General features: G+C 45.2%; 12 protein-coding genes. 8 read left to right on the top strand and 4 right to left on the bottom strand.

Annotated features, from left to right (window positions below; genetic code table 11):
* Positions 1-156 precede the first annotated feature (156 nt).
* Positions 157-912: a hypothetical protein gene (locus LEPTO7376_RS16040; RefSeq protein WP_015135202.1), complete on the bottom strand. Its 756-nt coding sequence runs from the start codon at positions 910-912 to the stop codon at positions 157-159.
* Positions 913-1,167: 255 nt separating this feature from the next.
* On the opposite strand from LEPTO7376_RS16040, the gene LEPTO7376_RS16035 reads away from it, so the two are divergent.
* From LEPTO7376_RS16035 to uvrC, 8 genes are all read left to right on the top strand, one after another.
* A complete protein-coding gene (locus LEPTO7376_RS16035; protein ID WP_015135201.1) occupies positions 1,168-2,235 on the top strand; it encodes a thiamine phosphate synthase in 1,068 nt (355 codons plus the stop codon).
* A gap of 3 nt (positions 2,236-2,238) precedes the next feature.
* Positions 2,239-2,442 carry a sulfur carrier protein ThiS gene (thiS, locus tag LEPTO7376_RS16030; protein ID WP_015135200.1) on the top strand — a complete coding sequence of 68 codons (204 nt, stop codon included), beginning with the start codon at positions 2,239-2,241 and terminating at the stop codon, positions 2,440-2,442.
* 50 nt (positions 2,443-2,492) lie between these two features.
* The gene (locus LEPTO7376_RS16025) at positions 2,493-2,693 is read left to right on the top strand and encodes a hypothetical protein (RefSeq protein ID WP_015135199.1); all 201 of its coding nucleotides are present in this window, start codon (positions 2,493-2,495) and stop codon (positions 2,691-2,693) included.
* 154 nt (positions 2,694-2,847) lie between these two features.
* Positions 2,848-3,531, top strand: a complete 684-nt coding sequence (ribE, locus tag LEPTO7376_RS16020; RefSeq protein ID WP_015135198.1) for a riboflavin synthase — start codon at positions 2,848-2,850, stop codon at positions 3,529-3,531.
* Between the two features lie 84 nt (positions 3,532-3,615).
* A complete protein-coding gene (locus tag LEPTO7376_RS16015) occupies positions 3,616-4,293 on the top strand; it encodes a J domain-containing protein (protein ID WP_015135197.1) in 678 nt (225 codons plus the stop codon).
* A 59-nt stretch (positions 4,294-4,352) separates the two neighbouring features.
* Positions 4,353-4,724 (top strand): hypothetical protein, encoded by a 372-nt coding sequence (locus LEPTO7376_RS23750; protein ID WP_015135196.1) that lies wholly within the window; start codon positions 4,353-4,355, stop codon positions 4,722-4,724.
* 75 nt (positions 4,725-4,799) lie between these two features.
* Positions 4,800-6,614 (top strand): SUMF1/EgtB/PvdO family nonheme iron enzyme, encoded by a 1,815-nt coding sequence (locus LEPTO7376_RS16005; RefSeq protein WP_015135195.1) that lies wholly within the window; start codon positions 4,800-4,802, stop codon positions 6,612-6,614.
* A 304-nt stretch (positions 6,615-6,918) separates the two neighbouring features.
* On the top strand, positions 6,919-8,793 hold the full coding sequence (uvrC, locus tag LEPTO7376_RS16000; protein ID WP_015135194.1) for an excinuclease ABC subunit UvrC: 1,875 nt from the start codon (positions 6,919-6,921) through the stop codon (positions 8,791-8,793).
* Between the two features lie 62 nt (positions 8,794-8,855).
* Here the strand turns inward: uvrC and LEPTO7376_RS15995 are convergent, their stop codons facing one another.
* From LEPTO7376_RS15995 to LEPTO7376_RS15985, 3 genes are all read right to left on the bottom strand, one after another.
* Complete coding sequence (locus tag LEPTO7376_RS15995; RefSeq protein WP_015135193.1) at positions 8,856-10,271, bottom strand: response regulator; 1,416 nt, start codon at positions 10,269-10,271, stop codon at positions 8,856-8,858.
* Positions 10,264-12,981 (bottom strand): ATP-binding protein, encoded by a 2,718-nt coding sequence (locus LEPTO7376_RS23745; protein WP_015135192.1) that lies wholly within the window; start codon positions 12,979-12,981, stop codon positions 10,264-10,266. The genes LEPTO7376_RS15995 and LEPTO7376_RS23745 overlap by 8 nt, the downstream gene beginning before the upstream one ends.
* 177 nt (positions 12,982-13,158) lie before the next feature.
* Entirely contained in the window at positions 13,159-13,716 is a 558-nt protein-coding gene (locus tag LEPTO7376_RS15985) for a YHS domain-containing (seleno)protein (protein ID WP_015135191.1), read from the bottom strand.
* Between the last annotated feature and the right edge of the window lie 355 nt (positions 13,717-14,071).

Here is a 14,071-nt window from a genome sequence, read left to right as displayed (position 1 = left end):
CCACAAAAAAAAGTCTGTGAAATGTGATTTTTAGACACTATTTTGGTTCTTAGCAAGTCTGAGGAGGATCAAAGTTGGGGTGTTGTAGCGTCAATAATTTGCCCCAAACTATCGTGAAAAAATTGTACTTAGAAAAACTGGAGTATCTAGTTGCAACTAGGCTTCGGGTTGAGTGAGGGAGATACCGAAGAGGTCTGCGAGCAAGACTTGTAAGTCGCTGGGAGAAGTGTGCATAGAGATGGCGTGGATCTTGCCGCGTTCGATTATTTTTTCGGCACGCTCATTCTGTTCATTGCCTTTAAGGGTTTCTGCTAGGATATCGGCGGTTCTGCCGCTACCTGCAAAGGTAACCACAGGTCTATTTTCGTCAATGCTGCACTCGATATCTTGCCATGTGATGTTGCCGCCATTGATCACAAAGGTGACGGATGGGTATTCAGCGGCGATCGCCGTAGCTGTGCCAGCGAGCCAAGGAGATTCATCGCCCCATTCCTCACCGGGCACCAGTACAAAATGACTGTGGTGGGGCTCGAGTTCAGCGGCATAGGGATTCGTGCCGGGATGCTCAGGTAAATTCACCGTTCCTTCAGCGACGACCCCAATTAATGGAAAAGTGCCTTGAATCGTTTCCCTTGCTACCCCAATGAACCGCATAATGCCGGCATCTGTACCGCCATCCACAACGGCTAAACCATGAGCTTCTGCCCAAGGAGCCACACAATCAATAAAAAGTTGCTGTAGCGTATCGCAATCTTCTTCTGCAATCCCCCCTGCACCACCCACGATCACTAATGTCGGCCTCGGCGTTTTGAACTGCCATTGGGCAATGTAATGGTTAAGTTCTGGTTTCGATTCAACGGCGATCGCCTGAGAGTGGTACTGCTGAGAAATCTGAGTGAGGGGAAGTTGCATTCTAGACTATGCCCTATAATCGCGAAAATCTTTGGGGTGCAAAAGATTCATAGGTTATTTCTAAAATCTTAAGGGAAATTACTCGAATCGGATAATTAAGCTTCTTTACCAAACAGCGAAGCAGATCCCCGACGACCGTCAATAAGTCTATCTTTAAAATCAGTAAGATACCGTGCCAAGCAAACATCTCCATAAGTAGGTGGTATAAGATATGGCGCGTAACTCCACAAACTACATTTCCCTTACCCAGAGATTATGGCTGAACACTCATCTTCTCCTCAAACAGCAGCAATTTTCCGGATTTTAGATGCAAATCTCGACCGCGCCCGCGAAGGCCTGCGCATTGTCGAAGAATGGTGTCGGTTTGGCTTAGATAATGCAGATCTAGCAGGCAGTTGCAAAGAGATGCGCCAAACCCTTGCTCAATGGCACAGTGAAGAATTCCGGGCTGCGCGGGATACTCCCAATGATGTTGGTACAGCCCTGAGTCACCCGAATGAAGAAAATCGTAGCGATCTCACTCAATTGCTGCGAGCAAATATCTGCCGAATCGAGGAAGCGCTGCGAGTGATCGAGGAATATAGCAAGCTTTACAACGGGGAGATTGCCCAAGGTTGTAAGCAAATGCGATATCAGGTCTATAGCCTCGAAAGTCAGCTTTTTGCTCCCCAGCTCAAACAGAAGTTGCAAGAGGCTTATCTTTATCTTGTCACCTCTCCTCATGAGAATTTATTGGGGGTAGTCGAGGAAGCGTTGCAGGGTGGTGTGCACATTGTTCAATATCGCGATAAGCACAAAAATGATGAGGAGCGATATGCAAATGCCCTTGCGATGAAAAAGTTGTGCGATCGCTACGGTGCTTTATTTCTCGTGAATGATCGGGTGGATATTGCCGCGGCAGTGGATGCGGATGGGGTACATCTTGGTCAAACAGATTTACCGATCGCCACGGCTCGCGAAATTTTAGGGGCTGGCAAAATTGTGGGTCGTTCCACAACTAATCCTGAGGAGATGGATAAGGCACTCAAGGAAGGGGCAGATTATGTGGGTGTCGGGCCTGTGTATGAAACGCCAACTAAACCAGGGAAAGCTGCGGCTGGTTGTGCTTATGTGAGCTATGCACAGGAATATTGCACTGTGCCATGGTTCGCGATTGGTAGTGTGAATACGGACAATATTCATGAGGTGCTTGAGGCCGGGGCACAGCGGGTGGCAGTCGTTCGGGCGATTATGCAAAGTGAGCAGCCAACCTTGGCGACACAATTTTTCGTGGCACAGCTCAGTCGTAAGCAAACTTTGATGCGTATCGAGGGGGCGAACTAGGCCATGATTCAAGTGTGGGTAAATGGTGATCGCCAATCAGCGCCGGGCGAGTTGACCATGCCAAAATTTTTAGAGCATATGGGAACGAATCCCCGTCTAGTTGCGGTGGAATATAACGGCGAAATCCTCCATCGTCAGCTCTGGGGAAATACGATTATTCAAGAAGGCGATCGCCTAGAGATTGTCACCATTGTCGGGGGCGGCTAAAACGTTACACTACGGTATTTAACCCCTTTTGATTTACCGACCTTAAAACAATGACTCAAACAGTAAATTGCGCAGTGGATTGCGTTGATGGCTGTGTCCTTGGCGATGATTGCCCGAATAAAGGGTATGTCGAGGAGGCGAGCCAATTTATGCAAGAAACATCCCTTGATCGGATGCTGGAAATGGCAGAAGAAGCCCGTTTGAAAAAGTTAGCGGAACCACCAAAATGGGTGATTCCTGACGAGTTATAAACTCTCACCACAAAAAAAATGAATGAGGCTAATCTGAACTGGGATGTTCCAACGTTTAGATTTAGCCTCTTTTTTTGTGAACTTTTTGCCTCAGTGCTCTCTCGAAAACTGATTGTCGTAGAATCAAGCAATCACTAATTCTCGCAACAACGCTGTGTTTACTGGATTAATTCAAGCTCTCGGTACGGTAAAGGCTCTCGGGGGCGATCGCTTCGAAATTTCGATCTCAGCTGAGGGCGCAGCGCCAATTATGAAAGATTTAGAGATTGGCGACAGTGTGGCTGTAGACGGCGTTTGTCTCACGGTCGAAGTCATTTTAGAGCAAGGATTTGTGGCGACAGCTTCCCCCGAAACCCTGAACCGAACTATTCTCGGTCAGGCGATCGCCCGATCAGAGAAAGTCAATATCGAAACATCATTGCGGGTGGGCAGCAAAATAGGGGGTCACTTTGTCACAGGCCATGTGGATAGCGTTGGCAGCCTCGAAAAATCAGTGCAAACCGCCCAAGCTTGGGAAATGTGGTTCACTCACAATCGCGAGAATGAAGATACCTGGTGGGAGAATATTGCACCTTGTCTTGTGCCAAAGGGGAGTATTGCTGTCAATGGTATTAGTCTGACTGTCGCGGAGTGCGATCGCCAGGGCCATTGGTTTAAAGTTGCCGTTATTCCCCACACCTATGCCGAAACCAATTTGATTTATCTCCAGCCTGGCAGTTGGGTAAATCTTGAAGGCGATATTTTAGGGAAATATGTGCAGCGATTTATTAGCTACAAAGACCAGTCGAAAGCCTCATCCATCACCAATGATTTTCTGGCAGAACACGGCTATCTTTAAATTCTTCACTGCTTAGCATCAGGCGAGAAAATATCGCTAGCATAACGACAATTTTAAATTTTCAGTGCATGGCTAATTCAGATTATGCCCTCGATTCCAGACCACTACAGAACGCTAAATATTTCACCACGGGCAACGCAGCAGGAAATCAAAATTGCTTACCGCAAACTCGCGAAGCAGTTCCACCCAGATGTTTGTGAAACCACTGCACAACAAGGGAAAGAACGTATTGTCGAGATCAATCAAGCCTATGAAGTTTTAGGGGATGAGCAGCATCGGCGGCAATATGACCATGATCGCAATGCCGTCATGTTTCGAGGGATTCGTTCTGCCCAAGGGGTGAATGTCAAGCCTCGTCGTTCGACTGAAGTGGATCTGGAGGTGTGGCTTAAGAAGATTTATCGTCCTCTGAATCGCACGATTAATGCCGTTATTGATCCGCTTGAAGAGCAAATCGAAGATTTATCGGCTGATCCGTTTGATGATGAGTTGATGCAGGTTTTTATGGATTATTTGGAAGAGTCAAAAGAATCGGTAGAACAGGCTCAAAAGATTTTCCAATCACTCCCTAATCCCGCTAATGTCGCCCGGATCGCGCGAGATTTATATTATTGTCTCAATCATCTCAGTGATGGTCTGGAACAGTTTGAATGGTTTACGCTCAACTACAGTGAGGATTATCTATACACTGGTCAGGAAATGTTTCATCGTGCCTATCAGTTCTCTCGGCAAGTACGACAGGCGATCGCCGAACTCGGTTAGCGCGATTGAAGATAAACTCGCTATCCTTCAGGGATAATCCACACTTTCTCCAGAATCCCATGAGCGACGACACAATTTCTTTGATTACCTATCTGCCCGAAGACAAAAATGCAGCAGCTCTGAGTAAAGGTTTGTTGGGGGAGGCGATCGCCGGAAATTCTGACCCATCGACAGGACAGGAGAAAAGTATTGGTCGTGTGGAAGTACCCATAGAGGCTATGGAAGCGCAGATGACAAACCTCCTGAAAAATGTCGGTAAGCTTCTCAGTCGAGTGAAGCAGTCAGCGGGAGATGTTGCGGGTATGGAGTTGCAAGAGGTGGAGCTGTCTGTGTCGATTAATGCGGCGGGAGAGGTTAGTCTGTTAGGGATTGGTGGAACCCAAGCGGGTGTGGAAGGGGCGATTACCCTCAAGTTTGGCAAGCCTGATTGATGCCACAATTTGTAGGGGCGGTTCACGAACCGCCCGATTTTGAATTTTTGAAACCAACTCGATTTTTTGTTTGCTATGCCTCGCAATGTCGCCATCACCATCGGCGTAAATCATTATCAATATGAACGCTCGCTGGAGTTTGCAGGGAATGATGCGAAAGCGATGCAGTCCTATCTTCAGCGGAATGGCTTTGAGGAAGTGATTCTCTACGCGGACGGGGAAAAAGATTATCAGCCAGAGTTGACGAACTTGCTGATCGGCATCAAGCGAATTTCGAATACGGTGCGTTTAGGAAAAGAGGATAGTTTTTGGTTTTTCTTTAGTGGTCATGGCGGTCGGCAAGAGGGCAGGGATTATCTTTTACCCACATATGGTTCTTCTCAAACTTTAGAGCGTTCGGCGATCGCCATCGAGGAAGTCGTTCGAGCTTTAAGGCGTTGTGGTGCGGGAAATCTCGTTCTGATTTTGGATGCTTGTCGGAATGTTATTCCAAATTATGGCAAGGGTAGCCACCAAACTTTAGAGCTGGTAAAGCAAGCAGGAATTATTACGCTATTTTCCTGTGAGCCGGGTCAGAAATCCTATGAGCTAAAGGATCTAAAACAGGGAGCTTTTACCTATGGTTTATTGCAGGCGCTGGAAGGTGAATATCATCCCAGTCGTTGTAATGCCCAACAGCTCAGCAAATATTTGCGGGAAACGGTGCCAAATTTGGTGGCAGAAAAACTGAAGTCACAGCAATGTCCCTATGTGATCGCAGAGCCGATAGAAAAGGCGACTCAGATGTTATTGCCGGTGCCGCAACGGGTGGTGACAAATATTCCTGGTTCATCGCACAACACTGATATCAAAAGTCTGATGTGGGATGCGATGGTCGCGACTCAGCAACAGCAGTGGCAACAAGCAGAAAAGTTGTGGGAACAGGTTGTCATTCACGCGAACGATCCGAAAGATAGGCAGCAGGCACTAGAGCAGCTCAGATATGTGGGCAGTCAGCAGGTAAAAGCTCCAGAATTTGCTTCGCCGAAACCGGAGGCTGTTGTCCTGAAATCTGAGGAAAAAGCAGCTAAAACTTTGCCGAAATCGCTGGTGGAAGAACTAGGGAATGGGGTGAAGCTGGAGATGATTCTTATACCAAAAGGAAACTTCTTGATGGGGAATACCGATGAAGAAGTGGCGAGATTAATTAAAGAATCAGGTGATGACTGGTACAACTGTGAAAAGCCTTTGCATCGAGTTGAAATCACGGAAGCGTTTTATCTTGGCAAGTTTCAAGTAACGCAGGGGCAATGGCAAGCAGTAATGGGAGATGATAATCCGTCACATTTCAAAAAGGGTGATGATTATCCCGTGGAACAGGTGTCATGGGATGACTGCCAAAAGTTTCTAGAGAAGTTAAATCAGAAAACGGGCAAACAATATCGATTACCAAGTGAGGCAGAGTGGGAATATGCTTGTCGTGCCGGAACGACTCGGCGGTATTACTTTGGAGATAATGCAGAGCAATTGGGTGATTATGCTTGGTTCGCGGACAATAGCGGTGATAAAAGACTTGATAGTGCAGAAATTTGGCGCATAGATTCAGCAAATTATGGAGGACGAATTACAGGAAATAATTGTAGAATCCATCCCGTGGGTCAGAAAAAGCCAAATCAATTTGGACTGTACGACATGTATGGAAATATCTGGGAATGGTGTGAGGATAGCTGGGAAGACAGCTACAAAATATCAAGAAACCAAAAACCTTTTGTAAATTCTGGTGCTAAAAAAGTTATTCGCGGCGGCTCTTGGATCAGTAATCCGCGCAATTGCCGTTCTGCGTACCGCAACTACAATACCCCCGGCGTTCGCAACTACAGTGTCGGTTTCCGTGTTGTGTGTGTGCCCTGAGGCATTCTTGCCCTCTTTCACTTTTGCCCTCTTGCCCTTCTCCGACGCACAGCTTTTTGTAGTACAAAAGTAGCTTTCGTGTATTTTGGTGGTTTATGATGCAAATAAATGTCTTGAGCATTCTCGCCGTTAGGCGATCAATTTTGTGACCTAGATCCCCGACTTCTGCGGCTAGATTTTCAGCTCTATTTCCACGCAGTAAAAGAAGTCGGGGATCTTCCAACCCACCGATCAAGGCATATCGTAAAACCAATAAAGGCAGGGTTTTCTATAATATTTGTCTGACCATTGTTGCCATTGGGATATGACGACCCTCCTCCAAAGCCCATTAATGAAAGACCCTGAAAGGTTGCAGCAGCGCCTCAAGGAAATCCCAGCGGAACCGGGTGTGTATTTTATGCACAGTCGTCAGGGCGATATTTTGTATATCGGCAAATCGAAAACTCTACGAAATCGGGTGCGGTCTTATTTTCGGGAATCGCGGATGCATAGCCCTCGCATCGAAATGATGGTGCAGCAGGTCGCCGAAATCGAGTTTATTGTCACCGATACCGAAGCTGAAGCCCTTGCCCTCGAAGCAAACCTCATTAAGCGCCATCAGCCCTATTACAACGTTCTGCTGAAGGACGACAAGAAATATCCCTATGTCTGCATTACATGGTCGGAGGATTATCCACGCTTTTTTGTCACTCGTAAGCGCTCTCTCGGTCGTAAAGGCGATCGATATTATGGCCCCTATGTAGACAGTAGGTTGCTGCGATATACCTTGGGCTTGATGAAGCGAATTTTCCCATTGCGACAACGACGGAAGCCTCTATTTAAAAACCGCACCTGCTTGAATTACGATATTGGTCGCTGTCCGGGGGTTTGTCAGAAAGTTGTGTCGCCAGATGAATATCGTCAAACCGTGCAAAAAGTGGCGATGGTTTTTCAAGGGCGCAGTAATGAACTCGTCGAAGCGCTGACTGAGCAGATGATGCAGGCTGCTGAAAATGAGCGATTTGAAAAAGCCGCGCAACTGCGGGATCAGATTAAGGCGGTTAGTGCTCTCAATGCCGACCAAAAAGTAAGTTTGCCGGATGACCGAGTGTCCCGCGATGTGATCGCCCTGGCAGCGGATGACCACCATTGCGCAATCCAGTTGTTTCAAGTGCGTGCTGGGCGATTAGTTGGACGGTTGGGATTTTTTACTGAGTTACCCGAAAACCTTGGGGAAGACCGCGATGTTGAGTACGGCAAAATTTTGCAACATGTCCTGGAGAACCATTATGCGAATGTCGATGGAGTCGAAATTCCGTCCGAGATTTTGGTGCAATATCCTCTCCGCGATCAGGAATGGCTCGCAGGATTTTTAGGCGATCGCCGCAACGCGAAAGTACAAATTATCCAACCGCAGCGACAACTAAAAGCAGACCTAATTGCAATGGTGGAACGCAACGCCCAACATGAACTGAATCGTACCCAACGCGCTGCCGATAGAAACCTGAAAGCGATGGAAGACTTGGCGACATTGCTCGATTTGCCCGAATTGCCGAAGCGAATTGAAGGCTATGACATTTCCCATATCCAGGGTTCAAATGCCGTTGCCTCGCAGGTTGTGTTTATTGATGGTGTGCCTGCAAAACAGGATTATCGCCACTACAAAATTAAGAACCCAGATATTCATATTGGCCGTTCAGATGACTTTGCGAGTATGGCGGAGATTATGCGTCGTCGTTTCCGCAAAGGTCTGACAAAAGATGCTCCCGACCTAATCATGATCGATGGTGGTAAAGGCCAATTGTCGGCGGTGATGAAGGTAATGGAAGACCTCGACCTTGTCGACAAACTCAACATTGTCAGTCTCGCGAAGAAACAAGAACAGGTTTATTTCCCCTACGAATCTGAACCCATTTCTAGCGAAAAAGACCAGCCCGGTATCCAGTTATTACGACGCGTCCGTGATGAATCCCACCGTTTTGCCGTAAGTTTCCATCGCCAACAACGCATGAAATCTAGTCGGCGATCGCAACTTGATGACATCCCTAGACTCGGCCATCATCGAAAAAAACAACTTTTAGCCCATTTCCATTCCCTCGACTATCTCCGCGAAGCCAAACCCGAGCAAATCGCAGAGGTGAAAGGAATTGGTCCTCGCTTAGCCGAAGATATTTATAACTACTTTCACCCAAAAAATTAATTGCTTGCTGCGTCATATGTAATAAGTTTGAAAACTATTTCTGGCGATCGCCTGCAAAACATTTAGGATGATTTCTTCGGTTGCACCACTGGAATTTCGATCGCAAACATTGCTCCTTGACCTGACACCGAAATACAGCGTAGATCTCCCCCATGACGCTCCACAACAATTTTGTAGCTAATAGAAAGTCCTAGCCCTGTGCCCTTACCAATATCCTTGGTCGTAAAAAATGGATCAAACAATCGTGTCTTAACTTCTTTAGGAACACCAGGGCCATTATCAGAAATATAAATACCAATGACATTATCAGGTAGGGACTTTGTCTGAATTTGAATAGTGGGCGTCCGATGAGAATAAAAAGTCTCCGTTTCTCCTTTTATTCTCAGGGGTTCTAATGCATCAATCGCATTGGTCAAAATATTCATAAAGACCTGGTTGAGCTGACCCGAATAGCACTCGATTTTCGGTAAATCTCCATAATTTTTTTCTACTGTTACAGCCCCATAACTAGACTGGGGACGAAGCCGACTTTGGAGAATCATCAACGTACTGTCGAGTCCTTCATGGATATCAGCGGGCTTAATTTCACCCTCACTATGACGAGAAAAAACCCGTAAGGAATTCACAATCTCACGAATACGCTCAGCACCGACATTCATTGATTCCAACAATTTAGGAAAGTCTTCTCTAATAAAATCCAGACCTAAATCATCTATCTCAGCCTTCAGATTCTTAGGTAACTGAGACTCTATCTTTTGGTAAATCTGTAATGCTTTAAGGAGATCTTGGGCATAAGTTTCAGCACATTCTAGATTGCCATAGATAAATGTGACTGGGTTATTAATTTCATGGGCGACCCCAGCCACAAGCTGTCCTAATCCCGACATCTTTTCTTGGTGAATGAGTTGAGATTGAGCTTTTTGCAGTTGATCCAAAGTTTGACTCAACTCCTGCTTTTTCTGCCTCTCTTCTATCTCTGACTCTCGCAGCGCCTCTTCTATCTGTTTACGCTCATGGATTTCCTGTTGCAAATGCTTATTTTTTTCGCTCAGAGCTTCCGCTTGAGCGATCAATTGCTTTTGCAAGTGCTGTAGCTTTAATTGGTGACTGACTCGGGCATGAACTTCCTTGAGCTGAAAGGGCTTAGTAATATAATCAACTCCACCAACATCAAAAGCTCGCACTTTATGAGCTGAAGCATCCAAAGCACTCAAAAAGATCACGGGAATATTGCAAGTATGAGGGGATTTTTTTAATTGGCGGCAAACATCATAGCCATTCATATCGGGCATCATGACGTCCAAAAGGATCAAATCTGGTAGAGAATTCGAGGCTCTAAGGGCCATCTCTCCTGACAGAACTCCCCTAACTTTATGACCTTTCTCAGAGAGGGTACGAGAAAGTAACTGAACATTTTCAGGGACATCATCAACGATCAGAATATGACCTGTTATATGCTGTGGGAAAGCGTCATTCATGCTTTAACACCTGCTCTGTACAAATGATGATTTTCCCGTAATCAAATTGATCTACTAGATGCCGAATCGCTAAGGCTAAAGAGGGATTGGAATCCATAATATCGTTGACTAAATCAATGATGTTTTCCTGCTCAGCGAGGCAAGCTTCATCGTGAAGCTGTTTAACCCATTCCACAGAGATTGTCTGCAACATTTCAACGCTAAGTTCAGCAGCATTCCCATGAGTTGTGATGTCTATGTCTGAAACGGGCGATCGCCCCTGAAGTGTAGAGTGAACCTCCATTTCTTGATATTGATAACAAACTCCCAAATGATCAGCCATTTTCTCCAGAATTAGCTGCCGTTGAATGGGTTTACAAACAAAGTCGCAACATCCCGCTGAAAACATCTGCTGGCGATCAATCTCAAAGATCTTGCCCGTTAGCGCAATCACCACAGGAAAATCTTGGGAGACAACAGAGTCAATATTTTTTTCTTCTTTTGCGTGGAGAACTAAAGACGACTTGCCAACAACTTCCGCCATAATGTTCGTCTTTTTATTGATGGCTTGAGACTGCAAGGGTAAAACCCAATGGGATGCTCTTTGAGTTTCAGCCCACTGTTTAATTTGTCGAGTCGCCTCATAACCATCCATAACCGGCATATTGAAATCCATCCAAATGAGGTGCGGATACCATTCCTGGCAGCGTTCAAGAGCTTCCTGTCCATCACTTGCTGTCTTTACAGAAAATCCAACCCCAGTCAAAAGTTGCACCATTAGTAACTGACTAGTTTGATTATTCTCCACAACCAAAATTCGATAATCCGGTTGGTTCTCAGCTAGTTTGGCGATCGCCCGTGATTTTACCAAGCTTGGATTGACCGAAGAAGCTATTTCTACAGGCAGTTCAAAACTAAATCGAGTCCCTTGTCCCAACTGACTTTCAACCCGAATTTTTCCTCCCATCAGCTGAACAAAGCTCTGACTAATGGCCATCCCTAGACCAGTACCACCTTGCTGCTTGCCATGTTCACCTTGGCTAAACGAATCAAATAGATGTTGTAATTCTTCGGGAGTAATACCTGGGCCAGAATCTATAACCTCAAAGGTTAATACCTGACTTAAAGCTGATGTCGCCTCTAATCTGCTTTCTGGATTTTCTTCAGATGCATTAGTTTGAGTGACCTGTAATTGAACTTGCCCATCCTGAGTAAATTTCAGGGCATTACCAAGTAGGTTAATTAAGACTTGGCGCAGTTTTTGCTGATCTGTCCGAATCCACCGAGGTACATCGGGAGCGCAGTCAATTACGAGATCTAACCCTTTAGACTCAGCCTTAAACTTCAGCATCGCTTCTAAAGTTTCTAGTAGCTTCGGGAGATTAAAACTATCTTTATTGAGCGTGGATTTCCCTGCCTCAATCTTGGACATATCTAAAACATCATTAATAAGTGCGAGAAGATGTTCGCCACTCTGATTAATAATGTTGAGGTGATTATTTTGCTCTGTCGTCAGGCTATCGTGATGCTGCATAACTTGAGTGAACCCCAAGATGGCATTTAGCGGGGTACGCAGCTCATGGCTCATATTAGCGAGGAAACTTGATTTAGCCTGATTCGCGATTTCTGCTTTTTCTTGAGCCTTTTGAATAACTGTTATTTGGCTACGAATCTTCGTGGCCATTGCTAAAAAGGTCTCCGCTAATGTCCCCACTTCGTCATTGCCTTGGGGCAATTCACCAATTTCTTCAAAGTTTCCTGCTGCCACTTCTTGCATCCCTTGAGCCAATTGCTGTAGACGTTTAGCGAGTTTTCTCGCACCTTGCAATTGCAGAATGACAAGCCATATCAAAACAATAAAGGCACTACTAAAAATAGCGATGGTTTGAATTGTGGAGCTGCGGCGCTGCGATCGCAATTTTTCAGAGGTTTCTTCTAAAATCTGATCGATTTTGTTCTGACTAAGAGCCATTTCCGGGGCAATCCGGTCATAGTGGAGGGTACTTTCTGCGATGGATAGTTCTAGTTCAATGGTGTTGTTAATAAATGCAGAAACCAGTTTTTCGTAGATAGCAATTTCGTTTAGCAACATTCCCTTCAAATCTGTGGAGAGAGTCGAAGTTTGAATCGCTAAGTCCATTTCCTCGATTTGATCATTTAGTTGATTTGCTAGCCGCATATCGAGGGTACTGCTAAAGTCTTTTTCCTGGATTTGCATGTGAGCAAATTCAAAAATCAAGTCTTTTTTTTCGGCTAGATCCAAATATTTTTCGATGGTCTGGTTAGAGGTTTTTAGCTGAGTCAAAATACCATCAACATCATCTAAGCCCATCTCCCGTTGCAGGTTGCGAGTATTGGAAACTGAGTTCTGATAATTCTCAAGATGTACAAGCGTGGTGGTTAGAGGTTCACGGATTTCTTTATCGCTAGACTCTTCAGTTAGGTTTTTCGTTTGGGCTTCAACCTGCTCTAACTTTGCTTCAAATCCTTTAAAGAAAATGGATTTTTGTGTATTAATTAATTGCGATTCATTGAGTCTTGCTCTTAGTAAGTCCTGATTAGCTTGGGTAAGTTGCTTTTTTAAGAGTAAAAGTGTCTGTTGCTCTATCAGGATACGATTGACTTCTGAACGATCGCGAAAATCGAGAATGGCTAACATCAGAGTGACCACTAGAGCGACCACAGCTAATTGCGAAAACTGATTAAAAAATCCTGGTCGACGCCGATTCATAGAGCAACGTAGAGATTTGATACTGCCTTAGGATTGTGTCCTTAACTAATTCAAAAAATAATCCAGAGGGCGATCGCCAATTGTTGAGATAGAGACAAACCAGTAATCCCTCATCTCCCGAACACTCTTGAGACAAGGGAATTTTGATAGGCTAACCCTTAAATTAGACCCGTTTGATTAAGAGGCTTCGAGCTCTTCTGGAGACTTATCTCGAATAGTAGGCCAAATTTCAGCAACCCTACTTAGATTTCCGGACTCATCCTGTAAAAATTTTTCTTTAACTTCTTGGTTGAGGAAAACGTGAAGGCGATCATTGTGGACAGACCAAACTTCTGGGTCACCATCAAATTTTTTGGCCAGCACTACCCCAAAAGTACAATATCCACCATTTGCAGGAGCGTATTTCTCTGGGTCGCTGATGAATTCATCCCGATTTTCGGCTGTCGCAAAATAATATTCGGCATCATTCCATCGAAAGCTAAATTCTTGATTGCCAACAACAGGTTCATTATTCGTAAAGTAAGCCACTGGATCATTGCCTCGCAATGCCCTACCCTTTTCGTCGATATTGACGCTGTAGTTAGCCGCTGATGGCTCTATTGTTTCGGTCTGTTCGGTCGATGAATCAGTCTGTATCGTCTCTGAAGTCTGCTCAGCTTCACCACACCCAGTGAGCGCAATAATTGCAGCAAAGCTGAGTAACAACGATGGAATCTTGATGTTTTTTATAGCCATGAGACATGCACAATCAGTGAGTTGATCTGTTGAGTTTATTGGACTTCAAGGATAACCGAAAGAACTTTTACTGCACCATTTATTCTCTGAACTTAAAGAACATGAGCTTACTTGATAATTTAGGGATGACTTAAAGCGACAAAGATCAATCCAGGATTTCATTTCTTTGATGTATTCAGAGCGGATCTCCACCACAAACAGCTCATGAAGTCTATTCGGCGATCGCCACTCGATGACATTCCAGACTTAGAACATCATCGTAAAAAAATTGCTCTTAGCTCCTTTCCATTTCCTCGACTACCTTCGCGAAGCAAAACCAGACCAAATTGCTTCAGTGAGAGGCATTCAGCCTTGA

This window comes from [Leptolyngbya] sp. PCC 7376 (genome assembly GCF_000316605.1).
Classification (GTDB): domain Bacteria; phylum Cyanobacteriota; class Cyanobacteriia; order Cyanobacteriales; family MRBY01; genus MRBY01.
The sequence above is the reverse complement of the archived record's forward strand: the minus strand, read 5'-3'. Positions and strand labels throughout refer to the sequence as shown.